We start from the raw sequence: 15,535 nt of genomic DNA, 5'->3' as shown, positions 1-15,535 counted from the left end.
GATCAGGCCTCCTTCCGCCTGCGCCACCACAGGGTGAGGCAGGTCAGCAGGACGGTGACCAGGAACAGCACGGTGGACACGGCGGAGGCCAGGCCGAGGGTGTTGTTCTGGATGCCCTGCTTGTAGGTGTACGTGACGATGGTCTCGGTGGAGCCGGCCGGGCCGCCGCCGGTCAGCACGTAGATCTCGGTGAAGACCCGCAGGCCGCGGATGATGCCGAGGGTCAGCACGATGGTGGTGACCGGCCGCAGCGAGGGCAGCGTCACGTGCCGCAGCCGGTGCCAGGCGCCTGCGCCGTCGATGGCCGCGGCCTCGTACAGCTGCCGGTCGATGCCGGCCAGGCCCGCCACGAAGATCACCATGTCGTAGGGCGCGCTCTTCCAGATCTGCACCAGCATCACCGAGGCGAGCGAGGAGTGCGGGGACGACAGGAAGGGCTGGGTGCCCAGGCCGAAGTGCGACAGCAGGGTGTTGACGGTGCCGGTGCCACCGGGGTACAGCAGCGTGTTCCACAGCTCGGCCACCGCGACCATGGCGGTGACCACCGGCAGGAAGGCGGCCGTCCGCAGGATCCGCAGGTACCGGGCCGGGCCTTCGAGCAGCAGCGCGAGGCCGAAGCCGAGCAGCGCGGAGGCGGCGACGGTCACGCCCGCGTCGATGACGGTGTGCTCCACCGCCGAGCGCAGCAGCGGATCGTGCAGCGCGGTGCTGAAGTTGTCCCAGCCGATCCACCTGTTGCCCAGGTAGGGGCGTACCTCGAAGAAGCTGAGGTACATCCCCCACACGGTCGGCCAGAACTTGAACACGCCGAAGAGGGCGAGGACGGGTGCGAGGAAGAGCCAGGGTGTGGCCCAGCGGAATCTGGTCACTTCTTGAGCAGCGACTCGTACTGGGAGTTGAGCCCGGTCAGCGCCTGCTTGCTGTCACCGCAGCCGGACAGCAGCTTGTTGAGGGTCTCCGAGGCGTCGTTGCGGTACGTCTGCCAGTCGGGGGCGCTCACCGGCTCGTAGGTGGAGCTCTTCTGGTAGATGTCCTGGGCGAGCTGCCAGCGCGGGTCGCCGCCGTGCACCTTGGCGGTGTCCACCGCGGTGTTGATCGGCAGCCGGACGATGGTCGCGGTGGGCACGCCGGTCATCCCGAGGGTCTGGGCCGCGGGGGAGACCATGTACGAGGCCAGGGTGTCGAAGTCGGCGGACCGCTTGGAGCCGGCCATGGCGTAGACGGTGGTGCCCTCGGCGAGCGCGTTGACCCCGCCGGGGCCGGCCGGCGGGGCGACGGCGGTGTACTTGCCCTTGACGGCGGTGGCGTCGGTGGTGGCGTAGGCGTAGGGGCCGGTCAGGTACATCCCGGCGACTCCGGTCTGGAACGCCTTGTTGGTGTCGGTGGTGACGTTGTTGAGCGCGCCGGGCTGGACGACCTTGTCGGTGCAGTACAGCTTCTTGAGGTAGTCGGCGGCGGTGACGGCGGCCGACGAGCCGATCGTGGAGGTGAAGCCGCCGGAGCCGGTGGGGGTGAGGAAGTTGCCGCCGGCCTCGTAGAGGAAGTTCGACCAGTACCAGGACAGGTAGCCGCGCTGGGTGGAGCCGGGGACGTCCAGGCCGTAGGTGTCGTTCTTGCCGTTGCCGTCCGGGTCCCGGGTGGTGAACGCCTTGGCCACCGCCTCCATCTGGTCCCAGGTGGTGGGCGGTTGCATGCCGACCTTCTTCAGCCAGTCGGTGCGGATCAGCAGCACGCTGGCCTGGGCGGAGAACGGCACGCCGTAGGTGGCGCCCTTGTCGTCGCCGACCGACTTCCAGGCGGTGTCGCTGACCTGGGCGGCGCCGGTGATCTTGGCCTTGTCGACCTCGGTGATGATGCCCTGCTTCTTGAACGTGCCGAGCTGGGAGCCGTCGTCGATGACCACGTCGGGCAGCTTGTGCGCGGCCGCCGCCGCGTTGAGCTTGGTCTCGAAGTCGGTGTTGGTCATGAACAGTTCGACCTTGACGCCGGTCTTCTTGGTGTAGCCGTCGAAGACCATCTGGTAGGCCTTCTGCGAGTCGCCCGCCCCGCGCACCCAGACCTTGAGCGGCCCTGACGCCTTGCCCGACCCGCTGCCGGAACCGCCGCACGCGGTCAGGGCGAGGGACGCGGTGACGAGGGCGGCGGCGAGTGCGGCCACCCGGCGCGGGTGTCTGTTGCGGCGTGTGCTCATGGCCCAACTCCGGTTTGTCTAGTTCAGGTTCACCTATTTGAACCTGGTCCACATCCAGGAATAGCAGCGGACTTTAGGTCGGCCGCTGGGCCGGGTCAAGAGGTTGGACGCATCTTGGCCGGACGGTCGGACGGCAGACCAGGTCCGGGCGGTGGGTTCATCCCGTCCGATGCCTTGACGCCCCGTCGTGTCCGGCCTACTTTCGGCACTCGAGACGGTGTCTGTATCCATGATCAGAGTTCAGGTACATGAATTTTTGTCAACGGACATCGGCACACATCAGCCGTCGCCACACCCTGACGAAGGAGTGAAATGGCCCCCCTCACACGGCCGGTACGTCACACCCGGCACCAAGAAGGAGTTCGACGACGCGGGCTCGCGGCCGGCGGCGCGGCCGCGGTCGGCGCCCTCGTCGTGGCCGCCGGAATCAGCCTGGCCTCGGCGGGCACCAGCGCCGCCGCGACCATCACCGGCGACCTGGCCTGCGCGTCCACCGCGTCCGCCACCAGCTCCACCAGCGGCAGCCCCGCCGACGCCACCGACTGCGACACCGGCACCGGGTGGCAGAGCGGTACGGCCGCCCCGCAGGAGCTCAAGGTCGACCTCGGAGCCGCCGCCACCGTCGACCACGTCACCGTCGCCTGGGGCAGCGGCTACGCCACCACCTTCAAGATCCGCACCTCGTCCAACGGCACCAGCTGGCACACCCAGACCCAGGTGACCGACGGCACCGGCGGCACCGAGACCGTCGCGCTCCCCGAACCCGTCAGCACCCGCTGGATCGAGCTCTACAACGAGCACGACGCCCCCGGTGCCGGCACCTTCACCGTCAACGAGTTCGAGGTCTTCGGCACCGCGGCCACCACACCCCCCACCACGCCGCCGACGACACCCCCCACGACGCCCCCCACCACACCGCCGACCTCGCCGCCTCCGGGCAGCACGATCGACGTCTCGACCGCGGCGCAGCTCACCTCCGCGCTGTCCGGCGCCCAGCCCGGCGACACGATCCACCTCGCCGACGGCTCGTACACCGGCAAGTTCGTCGCCACCAAGGCCGGCACCTCGGCCAAGCCGATCACCCTGACCGGCAGCTCCAAGGCGATCCTGCACAGCTCGGAGTACGACGGCCCGTCAGCGGTCCGCGCGGCCTCCGGCGCCGCCGCGAACCCGGCCGCGTCCTGCCCCACCGGCGGGGTCGGCTACGGGCTCTACCTCAACGGCGCCGGCTACTGGAACCTGACCGGCTTCACCGTGGACACCGCGAGCAAGGGCATCGTCATGGACGCCGCCCCGCATGTGACCATCGACCGCGTCGAGGTGCGCAACATCGGTGACGAGGGCGTGCACTTCCGCAAGGGCAGCGCCGACGGCGTCATCAAGAACTCGAACGTCCACGACACCGGGCAGAACCAGCCGGACTACGGCGAGGGCGTCTACATCGGCTCGGCGAAGAGCAACTGGGCCTGCTACGCGGGCTCCAGCGGCGTGGACGCCTCCGACAACGTGCAGGTGCTCGACAACACCATCGGCCCGAACGTCGCCGCGGAGGGCCTGGACATCAAGGAGGGCACCAAGAACGGCGTCGTCACCGGCAACACCTTCAACGGCACCGGCGAGCAGAACCAGAACTCCGCCGACTCCACCATCGACGCCAAGGGCGACAACTACCGGATCGACGACAACAAGGTCTCCGACCCCTACCTCGACGGGTTCCAGACCCACACCGCGCAGGCGCCCTACGGCTGCGGCAACACCTTCGCGGGCAACACGTTCACCATCACCGCCTCCGACGGCTACGGCATCAACGTCACCAACAACAAGAAGTGCGACGCCGGCGACCAGAACGTCGTCCACAGCTCCAACACCTCATCCGGCGGCCAGGGCCTGACCAACATCGCCGTCACCCCGTAGGCGGTACGGCGCCGCCCCGGTGGCGGGTCGAACGGAGGGGGTGCTGTTCCCGCTCAAGGGAACAGCACCCCCTTCTGCCGCGCCCGAGAAGCCGACGGCCTCAGGTCCGGGCCGTGGACGCCGCCTGCGGCCGGGGTACGGGGACGGCGTACAGGCCGCCCTGCGCCTGGAGGTCGTACAGCGCGCCGATCACGCTCTGCAAATGCGAGCGCATCTCCCGCTCCGCGTCGTCCGGCTTGCCCGCCACCACGGCGTGCACGATCGCCGAGTGCTCCTCGGCGCCCTGCCGGGGCCGGCCGGGCAGCCGCGCCACGCTGAACTGGTAGCGCACGCTGCGGTATCGCAGCCGGTCGAGGACGTCGATCGCCGACGCCTGGGCGGCGATCTGCCTGATGTGCTCGTGCACGGTCTCGCTCAGCCTGCTGTACTGCGCGGAGTCGCCGGTGTCGACGGCGGCGCGCATCTGGCTGTCGATCCGCCGCAGGTCGGCCCGCTCCTGCGCGGTGGCCCGCTGCGCCGCCTTCGCCGCGCACAGCCCCTCGATGACGGCCCGCAACTCGGTGATCTCCACGGCCTCGGCGAGCGAGATCGGCCGCACCTTGGCACCGCGGTTGGGGGTGCGGGTGATCAGGCCGTCGGAGTCGAGGACGGTCAGCGCCGAGCGCACCGCGCCGCGCGAGACGGCGAACATGGCGGCGAGGTCGGTCTCCACCAGGTGCTGCCCCGGCAGGAGTTCGCCGTGTGCGATGGCGAGCCGTACCCGGTCGACGAGATCGACGGAGGTCTTGGCCTGTTCAGACGGGCTGGTCATCGTACCCTTCGCTGTGGTCGAGGGAACCGCCGCGCACCGCGGCGAGCGCCGCCGCCTGCGTCTCCTGCGGGTGGTCGGCCAGCGGCTCGACGCTCACCTCGAGCCAGGGGAACATCGGCAGCGATGACAGCGCCTCGTGCAGGTGCGTCGCGTCCCGGCACTCGTAGAGAGCAACTGTGCCCGCACTGCCAGGTGTTCGCCAGAGCTTTCTGAGCACTCCTTGGGCCCGCAACTCCATGGCCCGCTCGCGCTCGGCGACGCGCAGCCGCTCGCGCTCGGCGGCGGGGGTCTGCGCCGGCAGCCGGTTGTGCGTGTGCACTAGCCATTCCATAGAGGAGTCCTTGTCTGTCGAAGCGTTCGGGCCCGGGCCGGGCGCGCCGCAGGCAGGCGGCGCAGGGGGGACGTTCAGTCCGCGAGCAGCAGGTCCGCCAGCTCCCGGGGCGCGGTCACCATGGCCTCGTGCCCGGTGGCCAGCGGCCTGACGTCCCAGCCCGCCTTGCGGGCCCGTTCGGCGTGTGGCGCGAAAACGCCCATCCAGTCCGTGCAGTCCAGGTAGCGCGCCGGCACGGCGGCGGCCCGCGCCCCGGTCCGCACCGGCTCGGTGTAGCTGAGCCAGGGGTGCGGGGTCAGCCGCGGGGTCAGCCATGAGGTGTCGGCCTCCTCCGTCACCCCCAGGACGGTGAGCGAGCGCGGCGGTATCAGCCAGCCGAACCCCGCGCCCTGCACCGACTCCCGGTAGTGGCCGGCGACTTCGGCGGGCAGCAGGTCGATGGCGGCCTCGCCGTCCTCGGGGACGAACGCGTCCAGGTGCACCCGCATCGAGAGCCGTTCCGGCCGCAGTTCGGCGACGCCCGCGACGACCTGGCCGGCGTAACTGTGGCCGACCAGCCGTACGCCGGTGAGGTCGTAGGTGTCGAGCAGCCGCACCACGTCCTCGATGTGGGTGCCGAGGCCCACCTGCGGGGTGAGGGTGTGCGCCCGGTCGCTGACTCCGGTCAGCGTGGGGGCGTACACCTCGTGTCCGGCGGCACGCAGCAGGGGCGCGACCCGCTCCCAGCACCAACCGCCGTGCCAGGCGCCGGAGACCAACACGTATTTCACAGCCGCATCCCTTCGACAGACCTCATGGATCATCGTGCGCACCACATTGTTGCCAATCTTGCGAGCGGTTGTCCAGGCCACAACACCGTCCGAATCACCGTATAAAGGCCGTAAGATCGGGCAAAGCAGTGCATGGTTGAAGTGGGAACTGTTCCTGTTTTTCTTCTTGACGACAAAATCGTTAACGATTAGCGTGCCCGAGGCCAGCCCCGCTCAGGGGTGACCCGCACTCCAGTGGAGAGCACGCGCCGATGAACTCTGACGTCCCTACCGCGACCCTCGCCGCCGTCACCACCGGACGGCGGCGCACCGAACTGCGCACCCTGCCGGTCCCGCCGGTCGGCGCCAACGAGGGTCTGCTGCGGGTCGACGCGGCCGGCGTGTGCGGCTCCGACGTGGTGGCGTATGACAAGGAGGGGCTGCCCGAGCGGGTCATGGGCCACGAGAACGTCGGCCGGATCGCCGCGCTCGGCGAGGTCGCCGCCCGCCGGTGGGGTGTGGCGGTCGGCGACCGGGTGGTGGTGGAGGAGTATCTGCCCTGCGGGCACTGCCACTTCTGCCGCGGCTCGGAGTTCCGGCTCTGCCTCGGCTCCGACCCCTCGCACGACCCGGACGCGCTGCGCTACGGCACCACCGCGCTGGCCAGGGCGCCCGGCCTGTGGGGCGGCTTCAGCCAGTACCTGCGGCTGCACGAGCGCTCGGTGCTGCACGCCGTGCCCGACGCGGTGCCCGACCCGCACGCGGCGATGGCGCTGCCGATCGCCAACGGCTACGAGTGGGCCTACCGCGAGGGCGGCGCCGGACCCGGCAAGGCCGTGGTCGTGATCGGCCCGGGCCAGCAGGGCCTGGGCTGCGTGATCGGCGCGCACGCGGCCGGCGCGCCGGTCATCGTGGCCGCCGGACGGCGCGGGGACCGCCACCGCCTTGAGGTGGCCCGCCGGCTCGGCGCCACCCACACCGTGTGCGTGGACGACACCGACCTGGTCGACGAGGTCGCCGCGATCACCGGCGGCGCGATGGCCGACCTGGTGATCGACACGGCCGCGGGCAGCGCCGCCGTCGTCAACCAGTCGATCGCGCTGGCCCGCAAGCGCGGCACGCTGGTCAGCGCGGTCAGCGCCGGAGTGCCGCTGGACGGCGTGGACTTCGGGCTGCTCTCCCGCAAGTACCTGACGGTGCGCGGGGTGCGCGGGCACAGCTACCAGGCGGTCGAGCACGCCCTCGCGCTGATGGCCTCGGGCCGCTACCCGGTCCAGGAGATGTCCTCGCTGACCGTCGGCCTCGACGGGGTGCACGAGGCGATCCTCGCCACCGCGGGGGAGTCGGGAGGCGAGGTCATCCACGCCACCGTGCTGCCCTGGCACGGCCTGCCGGACTGAACGGCCCCTGTCGACGCAGCAGAACACGCCACCCGCACCCGCGAAACACAGCATCCGGAAACCGCAACACCCGGAAAGGGGCACCATGCGCATCACGACGGAGATGAACGAACGGCTCACCCGCGTCGGCGCCGGCACACCGATGGGCGAGGTCTTCCGCCGCTACTGGATACCGGCGCTGCTCGCCGCCGACATCGCCGAACCGGACAGCCCGCCGGTCCGGGTCAGGCTGCTCGGCGAGGACCTGGTCGCCTTCCGCGACTCCGCCGGCGACGTCGGGCTGCTCGACGCGCACTGCCCGCACCGCCGCGCCCCGCTGTTCTTCGGCCGGAACGAGGAGTGCGGACTGCGCTGCGTCTACCACGGCTGGAAGTTCGACGTGCACGGCAACTGCGTGGACGCCCCCTCCGAGCCGCCCGAGTCGCAGTTCCGCTTCCGGGTCGGCACCCTGTCCTACCCGACGCACGAGGCCGGCGGCATCATCTGGACCTACATGGGTCCCGCGGACCGGATGCCCGATCCGCCGGACTACGAGTGGCTGCGCGCGCCGGCCACCCACCTCGGGGTCTCGCAGAGCAACGAGCCCTGCAACTACCTCCAGGCCGTCGAGGGCGGCATCGACACCGCCCACTCGTCGTTCGCGCACAACAACGACCTCAGCAACACCTCGCACCTGCGGGCGCTGGACACCCACCCCCGGCTCGAAGTGGACGTGGCCGGCCACGGGTTCACCTACGCGAGCCTGCGCCGGGTCGGCGGCGGCCGGATCTACCTGCGCACCTACCAGTTCGCGATGCCGTTCATGCAGTTCCGCGGCGGCCTCATCACCTGGCAGGGCGAGCCCGCCGCCTACCCGGTGCTGCACGGGCACGTATGGGTGCCGATCGACGACGAGAACACCGCGATCTTCAACTTCGCGTACTCCGCCGACCCCGGACAGCCCATGGAACCGGGCTGGTTCACCGAGCACGAGGACGAGATGGGCCGCGGCGAGCGGCACTTCACCGAGGGCACCCACTGGCTCAGGCGCACCCCCGAGAACGACTTCCTGATCGACCGCGAGGTGCAGCGCACCCGGACCTTCACCGGCATCGAGGGCGTCAACACCCAGGACTACGCCATCCAGACGGGCATGGGCCGGATCGTGGACCGCAGCCGGGAGGCCCTCGGCAGCACCGACATGGCCATCTCCACCGCCCGCCGGCTGCTCCTCGAAGCCACCGACGACGTGGCCGCCGACCGGCCGCCGCGCGGCAGCGCCCCCGCCGAGCACCGCGCCATGCGGGCCGGCGACCTGCTGATGGGCGAGGACGACGACTGGCGCCAGATGTCCGAGGACGTGCGGCAGGCGCGCTTCTGAGCAGGGCGAACACCGTAGAGCAGCAGCTGAGGAGAGACACATGCTGGAGTACAAGGTCGTCGACGTACGGGCGACCGGCAGGGCACCGGAGGCGGTGGGGGCCGACCTGGAGCAGGCGCTCAACGAGGCGTCCGCGCAGGGCTGGACGTACCGCGACACCCGTCCGATCATCTACAACTCGTCCACCACGGGTTACTTCCTGATCCTCCTCGACCGGGAGCTGACCTGACCGTGCCCGATCTGAACGTGTCCCTGGCGCTGAACCCGGGCCCGCTGACCCGGCCGCTGCTCGACGGCGAGATCACCGCCGAGGGCGTCAACTGGGCCGCCACCGCGCTGCACCCGTCCGAGATGTTCTGGCGGCAGCTGCACTTCGGCGACTTCGACGTCTCCGAGATGTCGCTGTCCTCGCTGATCCAGTCCGTCGCCAAGGGGGACCGGACCTGGCTGGGGCTGCCGGTGTTCACCACCCGCCATGTGTGCCACACCGACATCATCGTGCGCGCCGACGCCGGCATCACCTCGCCCGCCGACCTCGCCGGACGCCGGGTGGGGGTGCCGGAGTACCAGCAGACCTCGGCGGTGTGGAGCCGGGGCGTGCTCGCCGACGAGTACGGGGTCAGGCCGCAGGACGTGGACTGGCTGATGGAACGCGGCGGCGCCACCAGCCACGCGTCCGGCACCGGCTTCCGACCGCCGCAGGGCGTCAGGGTGACGCCGATCCCGCCGTCGGAGAGCATCGGCTCGCTGCTGGCCGGCGGCGAACTCGACGCGTCGCTGCTGTACCTGTCCGACGCCAACCTCATCGACCGTTCCCCCGGCCGGGACACCCTCGGCGGCCGGATCCGCCGGCTCTTCGACCCGCGGGCCGAGGCCGAGCGCTACCTGCGCGCCACCGGGTTCAGGCACGCCACCCACTGCGTGGTCGTCCGCTCGGAACTGGCCGACGCGCACCCCTGGTTGGTGCTCAACCTCTACGCCGCCTTCGAGCGGGCCAAGCAGCTCGTCACCGACCGGGCCCGCGCCGCGCTCGCCCCCTGGACGGCCGTCCTGCCGGGCGCCGCCGAGACGGCCGGCGCCCTGGCCGGCACCGACCCGTGGCCCAGCGGCGTCGCCGGCCAGCAGCACATGCTCGGCACGCTCTGCCGCTACGCCCACGAACAGGGCCTGACCCAGCGCCCGGTCGCGCCCGCCGAGCTGTTCGCCGACCGCACCCACGACCTGTGACCGCTCCGTTGAAAGGAAGCCCGGTGACCGACCAACCCGACCGCCCGGCCGGCGACACCCGCACCGACAAGACCGTACTGATCGTCAGCGCGCACGCCGCCGACTTCGTGTGGCGGGCCGGCGGCGCCGCCGCCCTCTACGCCAAGAACGGGCACGCCGTGCACGTGCGCTGCCTCAGCTTCGGCGAGCGCGGCGAGTCCCAGGGGCTGTGGAAGCAGCCGGGGATGGACATCGAGACCGTACGGCGGACCAGGCGCGAGGAGTCCTCGCAGGCGGCGGCCGCGCTCGGCGCCGGCATCGACTTCTACGACGCGGGCGACTACCCGCTGGCGGACTCGGCGCGGCTCCAGGAGCAGCTGGTGGAGGACATGCGGGCGCTGCAGCCGGACATCATCCTCACCCACGCCGCCCGCGACCCGTACAACCTCGACCACCAGTTCACCCACGAGTTCGTGCTGCGCTGCCGGATGATCGCGCAGGCCGCGGGCCACCCCTCGCCGCACCCGCCGATCGGTGCCCCGCAGGTGCTGCTGTTCGAGCCGCACCAGCCCGAGCAGTGCGGCTTCGTGCCGCAACTGCTGCTGGACATCTCGCCGGTGGCCGACGTGAAGCTGGAGGCGATGCGGATCATGGGCGCGCAGGGCCACCTCGTGGACTACTACACCGACCTGGCCAGGCGGCGCGGCGTGCAGTACGTGCGAAACGGCGGCGAGAAGGGCGTGCGGCACGCCGAGGCGTACCAGCGGGTCTTCCCGGTCACCGCCCGGGAGCTGATATGAACCACGTCGTCGTCCGGGTCCGCCGCCGGCCGCCCGCCGAACTCGTCGGCAGGCTCGCCGGGTTCGGGGTGGCCACCGTCCACGAGGCGATGGGCCGCCGCGGGCTGATGCTGCCGCAGCTGCACGGCATCAGGCCAGGCGCCCGGCTGTGCGGTCCCGCGGTCACGGTGCTCAGCCACCCCGGGGACAACCTGATGCTGCACGCCGCCGTGGAGCAGTGCCAGGAGGGCGACGTCGTGGTGGTGGCCACCACCTCGCCGTCCACCGACGGGATGTTCGGCGAGCTGCTGGCCACCTCGATGCGCAGCCGGGGCGTGGCGGGGCTGGTCACCGACGCGGGCGTCCGCGACGTCGCGGAGCTGAACGCCATGGACTTCCCCGTCTGGTCGAGGGCGGTGTCCGCGCAGGGCACCGTGAAGGCCACCCCCGGCTCGGTGAACGTCCCCGTGACCGTCGCCGGCCGCCCGGTGCGCCCGGCCGACGTGGTGCTGGCCGACGACGACGGGGTGGTCGTCGTGCCGTACGCCGAACTCGCCCGCACCGTCGAGGCGTCCGCGCGCCGCGAGGAGCTGGAGGAGGGCAAGCGCGCCCAGTTGCGGGCCGGAACGCTCGGCCTCGACATGTACGGACTGCGCGACCAGCTCGCCGCCCTCGGCGTGCGCTACGTCGAGGAGACCTCGTCACACCGCCGAACCGCGCAAGACCTCGATACCTCGAAAGACCTCAACGAAGAGGAGTAGTGAGATGGCCGAGATCGTCGCCGCCGCTGCCGCCGTGCACGCACCGCAGCTGCTCAGCCGCCCGCCGTACGAGGAGATGGACAAGCTCGACAACAGCACCGACGCCCTGCACGCCTTCGGCCAGGTGCTGAAGGACGCGCGGCCGGACGCCGTGCTCGTCGTCGGCATCGACCACCTGGAGACGTTCTGGCTGGAGGCAGTGCCCACCTTCACGCTGGTGATCTCCGAGGAGTGCGAGGCCGCCTACACCCAGTGGCGGCGGCGGAAGAAGGTGCACACCTCGCTGGCGGTGGACCTGCTCAAGGGCGTCGTCGCACAGGACTTCGACCTGACCTACTCGCAGGAGGCCGAGCTCGGGCACGCCTTCCTCACTCCGTTCGAGCACATACTCGGCGACAGCGAGATCCCGGTCATCCCGCTGCTGGTCAACACCTACCTGCCGCCGGTCCCCAGCCCCCGCCGCTGCTTCGCGCTCGGCAAGGCGATCGCCAGGGCGCTGGCGGACCGGCCGGAGCGGATCGCGGTGATCGCCAGCGGCGGCATGTCGCACTTCCCCGGCACCGCCCGCTACACCGCCCCCAACTACGCGTTCGACAAGTGGCTGATCCAGGAGACCGCGGCCGGCCGCTACGAGGACCTGCTCGGGCTGACCGGCGTCAACCTCGACGAGGTCGGCGAGAGCGAACTGCTCACCTGGTGCGTGCTGCTCGGCATGACCGGCGGCGAACTGCCCGGCAGCCTGCTGTCGTACCAGGAGCTGTCCCATCACGGCCACGGGGTGATCCAGTTCGTGCCGCCGCTCGCGCCGGCCGCCGGAACCGGCGCCGGGCAGCCGGAGTTGCTGCCCCGGTACGGCGGCCACGAGTTCACCCAGGACGACTACGTCTACTACCGCTTCCCCGAGCCGAGCAGCCTGCCGCTCAACCGGTTCCTGCGGCAGATCATCACCCGGGCCGACGCCCGTTCGGCCTTCGTGAAGGACCGGGACGCCGCCATCGCCGGCAGCGGCCTGTCCGAGGCGGAACGCGAGGCCCTGGCCGCCGACGGCTTCGACCGGCTGGTCGAGCTCGGCGCCCACCCGCTGCTGGCGCTCTCCGCCTGGCAGGTCGTCAAGAACCAGCTCAGCGCAGCGGGCTGACGCCATGCGCAACCGGATCACCGGACTGCTGTGCGTGCTCGCCGCCGCCGCGCTCACCGTGTCGTGCGGGCGGCCGTCCTCGCTCGACCCGATCGACAACTCCGCGGCCTACGCGAAGTTCAACGCGATGTCCGGGCAGAGCAGGCACGACGAGCTGGTCGACGAGGCGAAGAAGGAGGGCAGCGTCATCGTCTACACCACCAGCGACGCCGTCTCCACCACCATCGCCCCCGCCTTCGAGAAGAAGTACGGCATCACCGTCTCCGTCTACCGGGCGACCACCGAGACGCTGCGGCAGCGGATCCTCCAGGAGGCCGACGCCGGCCGGCCGCTCAACGACGTCGTGGAGACCAGCGACATCGAGATGGCGATCCTCAACCAGAAGCACCTGCTGGGCAGTTACCACCCTGACGTGCCCGGCGTCGACGCCCGGGCCAAGCTGCCGTTCATGACCGGCGCGTACTTCATCGCGACGCTGCCGGTGCACAACAGCCGGCTGGTCAAGGAGGCCGGCGCACCCACGTCGCTGGCCGACCTGGCCGATCCGCGGTGGAAGGGCAAGCTCGCGCTGGAGCAGAACGACGACAACTGGTACCTCAGCGTCTACCGCTACTTCCACGACCACGGCACCAGCGACGCCGACTTCACCGCCATGATGAAGAAGATCGCCGCCAACGCCCGCCCGGTCAACGGCCATCTGACCTCGCACGACCTGCTGAAGTCCGGCGAGTACTCGGTGTTCGTCACCGACTTCCTGCACTACGTCACCGGGCAGGACCCGGGAGCGGTGGACTACAAGCCCGCGGTCGGCCCGGTCAACCTCCAGGTGCTCGGCGCGGTGCCGATGGTCGGCGCCAAGCACCCGGCCGCCGCCACGCTGTGGTCCGACTTCTATCTCTCCGACGCGCAGCCGCTGCTGAACAACGTCAGCGGAATCCCCACCAACCCCTCGGCCATACCCGGCTACCACGCGCCACTGGCCAAGGACGACGAGGTCGTCGAGGACTGGCGCACGCTGCTGAAGTCCGGACCCGCCTGGTCGGCCGCCTACGCGAACCTGCTCGCCGGCAAGGGGCCCGTCCTCCCCAAGGGAGCGTCATGACCCTCACAGAAACCCGCCGCGAGAGCGCCGGAAGCCCACCGGCGCGGCCCGCCCGCCGCCCCCGCACGCCGCGCATGCCCCGGCCGCGCACCCTGGTACTGCTCGCCACCGCGGTCGTCGTCCTCTACCTGGTGGGCGCGCCGCTGGTCTACCTGCTGCGGGACGCCTTCACCGACGACGGCACCGGGCTGTCCTTCGCCGGGTTCCGCCGCGCGTTCGGCGAGAGCGGGATCGGCGCGACGCTCGGCAACACCCTGCTGTTCGCGGCCGGTTCGGCCGCACTCGGGCTGGTGCTCGGCTCGGTGCTCGCCTACCTCGCCACCCGCACCGACGCGCCGTTCGGCCGGCTGGTGCAGGCGTCCTCGGTCATCCCGCTGATCGTGCCGAGCATCCTCTACGCCCCGGCGTGGGTGTTCCTCACCAGCAAGGACATCGGGCTGTTCAACGAGATCACCGACCGGCTGTTCGGCGCCCGCCCGTTCGACATCTACAGCATGGGCGGCATGGTGTGGGTGCAGGGACTGCATGTGGCCCCGATCGCCTTCCTGTTCATGAACTCCGCCTTCCGCAACAGCGATCCGTCGCTGGAGGAGGCGGCCCGCACCTCGGGCGCGGGCCGCTGGACGGTACTGGCGAGGGTGACGGGACCGCTGGCCAAGCCGGCCCTCGCGAGCGCCGGACTGATCCTGTTCGTGCAGAGCCTTGAGGTCTTCGAGATCCCGGCGCTGCTCGGCATGCCGGCCCACATCAACGTGGTGACCAGCCAGATCTACCAGCTGTTCCAGACCTACCCGATCGACTTCCACGCGGTGGGCGCGCTCGGCGTGCTGCTGCTGGTTGTCGCGTCGGTCGGGGTGCTGGTGGTCAACCGGGCGGGCGGCTCGCTCAAGCAGACGGCCACCGTGTCGGGCAAGGCGTTCCGGCCCCGCCGGGTGCCGCTGCGCCGCGGCAGGCCGTGGGCCGGGGCGTTCATCGTCCTGTACTTCCTGATGGTCGTGGTGCTGCCGCTGGCGATCCTGCTCTACGCCTCGCTGCTGCCGTACTACCAGACGCCCAGCGCGCACGCGTTCTCGCAGATGTCCCTGGACAACTACACCACCGTGCTGAACGACCCGGCGGTGATGACCGCCTTCAAGAACACGGTCTTCGTCGCGGTGGGCGCCGCGCTCGGGGTGATGATCCTGTCGGCTGTCACGTCCTGGTTCGTGGTCCGCACCAAGGCCCGCGGCCGGGGGCTGCTCGACACCCTGGCGTTCTCACCGGTGATCGTGCCGGGCCTGGTGCTCGGCCTGGCGATCAGCTTCGTCTACCTGCACGTCAGACTGCCGATCTACGCCACGCTGTGGATCATCCTGATCGCGTATCTGACCCGCTTCCTGCCGTACGGGATGCGGTACGCGTCCTCGGCGATGAAGTCGATCTCGCCGGAGCTGGAGGAGTCGGCGTACGTCTCGGGCGCGGGCTGGCTGACCACGATCCGCCGGGTCCTGCTGCCGCTGACCAGCCCGGGCATGGTGGCCGGCTTCATCTACGTGCTCATCGTGAGCTTCAGGGAGTTGCAGAGCACGATCCTGCTGTACAGCCCGGGCAAGGAGACCATCTCGGTCGTGGTCTGGGAGAAGTACCAGGACGGCGGCCTGTCGTCGGTGGCCGCGATCGGCGTGCTGATGGTGCTGGTGCTCTCCGTCTTCGTCGGCCTCGCGACGATCATCGGCGGCCGGAAGGGGGTGCGGCTGCAGTGAACCGGGCCCTGGCGGGCCGGCCCCGTACGTCCCGCGGCGTATCCGCGCCGC

Annotated in this window: 15 protein-coding genes; 10 read left to right on the top strand and 5 right to left on the bottom strand. The window is 70.8% G+C overall.

What is annotated here, in order from left to right:
- Window positions 1-2 precede the first annotated feature (2 nt).
- Together ACQPW6_RS05795 and ACQPW6_RS05790 are read right to left on the bottom strand one after the other, a co-directional pair.
- Window positions 3-869 carry a carbohydrate ABC transporter permease gene (locus tag ACQPW6_RS05795; RefSeq protein WP_433888452.1) on the bottom strand — a complete coding sequence of 289 codons (867 nt, stop codon included), beginning with the start codon at window positions 867-869 and terminating at the stop codon, window positions 3-5.
- Window positions 866-2,191, bottom strand: a complete 1,326-nt coding sequence (locus ACQPW6_RS05790) for an ABC transporter substrate-binding protein (RefSeq protein WP_433888451.1) — start codon at window positions 2,189-2,191, stop codon at window positions 866-868. The genes ACQPW6_RS05795 and ACQPW6_RS05790 overlap by 4 nt, the downstream gene beginning before the upstream one ends.
- A 312-nt stretch (window positions 2,192-2,503) precedes the next feature.
- Here ACQPW6_RS05790 and ACQPW6_RS05785 point away from each other — a divergent pair, with 312 nt between their 5' ends.
- Window positions 2,504-4,105: a discoidin domain-containing protein gene (locus ACQPW6_RS05785; protein ID WP_433888450.1), complete on the top strand. Its 1,602-nt coding sequence runs from the start codon at window positions 2,504-2,506 to the stop codon at window positions 4,103-4,105.
- 100 nt (window positions 4,106-4,205) lie between these two features.
- Here the strand turns inward: ACQPW6_RS05785 and ACQPW6_RS05780 are convergent, their stop codons facing one another.
- From ACQPW6_RS05780 to ACQPW6_RS05770, 3 genes are all read right to left on the bottom strand, one after another.
- On the bottom strand, window positions 4,206-4,916 hold the full coding sequence (locus tag ACQPW6_RS05780) for a GntR family transcriptional regulator (RefSeq protein WP_433888449.1): 711 nt from the start codon (window positions 4,914-4,916) through the stop codon (window positions 4,206-4,208).
- On the bottom strand, window positions 4,900-5,247 hold the full coding sequence (locus tag ACQPW6_RS05775; protein ID WP_433888448.1) for a muconolactone Delta-isomerase: 348 nt from the start codon (window positions 5,245-5,247) through the stop codon (window positions 4,900-4,902). Before ACQPW6_RS05775 ends, ACQPW6_RS05780 begins: the two co-directional genes overlap by 17 nt.
- Before the next feature lie 74 nt (window positions 5,248-5,321).
- Window positions 5,322-6,017: an alpha/beta fold hydrolase gene (locus ACQPW6_RS05770; RefSeq protein WP_433888447.1), complete on the bottom strand. Its 696-nt coding sequence runs from the start codon at window positions 6,015-6,017 to the stop codon at window positions 5,322-5,324.
- A gap of 251 nt (window positions 6,018-6,268) precedes the next feature.
- Here ACQPW6_RS05770 and ACQPW6_RS05765 point away from each other — a divergent pair, with 251 nt between their 5' ends.
- The 9 genes from ACQPW6_RS05765 to ACQPW6_RS05725 all read left to right on the top strand — a co-directional run bounded on the left by ACQPW6_RS05765 (window position 6,269) and on the right by ACQPW6_RS05725 (window position 15,484).
- Entirely contained in the window at window positions 6,269-7,396 is a 1,128-nt protein-coding gene (locus ACQPW6_RS05765) for a zinc-dependent alcohol dehydrogenase (protein ID WP_433888446.1), read from the top strand.
- An 85-nt stretch (window positions 7,397-7,481) separates the two neighbouring features.
- Window positions 7,482-8,756 carry a Rieske 2Fe-2S domain-containing protein gene (locus tag ACQPW6_RS05760; protein ID WP_433888445.1) on the top strand — a complete coding sequence of 425 codons (1,275 nt, stop codon included), beginning with the start codon at window positions 7,482-7,484 and terminating at the stop codon, window positions 8,754-8,756.
- A gap of 40 nt (window positions 8,757-8,796) precedes the next feature.
- Window positions 8,797-8,985, top strand: coding sequence for a hypothetical protein (locus ACQPW6_RS05755; protein WP_433888444.1), 189 nt, complete (start codon window positions 8,797-8,799; stop codon window positions 8,983-8,985).
- Between the two features lie 2 nt (window positions 8,986-8,987).
- Window positions 8,988-9,983 carry an ABC transporter substrate-binding protein gene (locus ACQPW6_RS05750; protein ID WP_433888443.1) on the top strand — a complete coding sequence of 332 codons (996 nt, stop codon included), beginning with the start codon at window positions 8,988-8,990 and terminating at the stop codon, window positions 9,981-9,983.
- A 23-nt stretch (window positions 9,984-10,006) separates the two neighbouring features.
- Complete coding sequence (locus ACQPW6_RS05745; protein WP_433888442.1) at window positions 10,007-10,762, top strand: PIG-L deacetylase family protein; 756 nt, start codon at window positions 10,007-10,009, stop codon at window positions 10,760-10,762.
- Complete coding sequence (locus ACQPW6_RS05740; RefSeq protein WP_433888441.1) at window positions 10,759-11,502, top strand: 4-carboxy-4-hydroxy-2-oxoadipate aldolase/oxaloacetate decarboxylase; 744 nt, start codon at window positions 10,759-10,761, stop codon at window positions 11,500-11,502. The genes ACQPW6_RS05745 and ACQPW6_RS05740 overlap by 4 nt, the downstream gene beginning before the upstream one ends.
- A gap of 4 nt (window positions 11,503-11,506) precedes the next feature.
- Window positions 11,507-12,640: a hypothetical protein gene (locus tag ACQPW6_RS05735; RefSeq protein ID WP_433888440.1), complete on the top strand. Its 1,134-nt coding sequence runs from the start codon at window positions 11,507-11,509 to the stop codon at window positions 12,638-12,640.
- A 4-nt stretch (window positions 12,641-12,644) separates the two neighbouring features.
- Window positions 12,645-13,742, top strand: coding sequence for an ABC transporter substrate-binding protein (locus tag ACQPW6_RS05730; protein ID WP_433888439.1), 1,098 nt, complete (start codon window positions 12,645-12,647; stop codon window positions 13,740-13,742).
- Window positions 13,739-15,484 carry an ABC transporter permease gene (locus tag ACQPW6_RS05725; RefSeq protein WP_433888438.1) on the top strand — a complete coding sequence of 582 codons (1,746 nt, stop codon included), beginning with the start codon at window positions 13,739-13,741 and terminating at the stop codon, window positions 15,482-15,484. The genes ACQPW6_RS05730 and ACQPW6_RS05725 overlap by 4 nt, the downstream gene beginning before the upstream one ends.
- The last annotated feature ends 51 nt before the right edge of the window (window positions 15,485-15,535 follow it).

Origin of the sequence: Streptomyces sp. CA-111067, from assembly GCF_050956065.1 — a bacterium.
GTDB lineage: Bacteria > Actinomycetota > Actinomycetes > Streptomycetales > Streptomycetaceae > Actinacidiphila.
This window is presented reverse-complemented; position numbering and strand designations above follow the sequence as displayed.

Coding starts and splice junctions, on each gene's coding strand:
- ACQPW6_RS05790 (WP_433888451.1), bottom strand. CDS start 2,191: ATGAGCACACGCCGCAACAGACACCCGCGCCGGGTGGCCGCACTCGCC.
- ACQPW6_RS05785 (WP_433888450.1), top strand. CDS start 2,504: ATGGCCCCCCTCACACGGCCGGTACGTCACACCCGGCACCAAGAAGGA.
- ACQPW6_RS05780 (WP_433888449.1), bottom strand. CDS start 4,916: ATGACCAGCCCGTCTGAACAGGCCAAGACCTCCGTCGATCTCGTCGAC.
- ACQPW6_RS05775 (WP_433888448.1), bottom strand. CDS start 5,247: ATGGAATGGCTAGTGCACACGCACAACCGGCTGCCGGCGCAGACCCCC.
- ACQPW6_RS05765 (WP_433888446.1), top strand. CDS start 6,269: ATGAACTCTGACGTCCCTACCGCGACCCTCGCCGCCGTCACCACCGGA.
- ACQPW6_RS05760 (WP_433888445.1), top strand. CDS start 7,482: ATGCGCATCACGACGGAGATGAACGAACGGCTCACCCGCGTCGGCGCC.
- ACQPW6_RS05755 (WP_433888444.1), top strand. CDS start 8,797: ATGCTGGAGTACAAGGTCGTCGACGTACGGGCGACCGGCAGGGCACCG.
- ACQPW6_RS05740 (WP_433888441.1), top strand. CDS start 10,759: ATGAACCACGTCGTCGTCCGGGTCCGCCGCCGGCCGCCCGCCGAACTC.
- ACQPW6_RS05735 (WP_433888440.1), top strand. CDS start 11,507: ATGGCCGAGATCGTCGCCGCCGCTGCCGCCGTGCACGCACCGCAGCTG.
- ACQPW6_RS05730 (WP_433888439.1), top strand. CDS start 12,645: ATGCGCAACCGGATCACCGGACTGCTGTGCGTGCTCGCCGCCGCCGCG.
- ACQPW6_RS05725 (WP_433888438.1), top strand. CDS start 13,739: ATGACCCTCACAGAAACCCGCCGCGAGAGCGCCGGAAGCCCACCGGCG.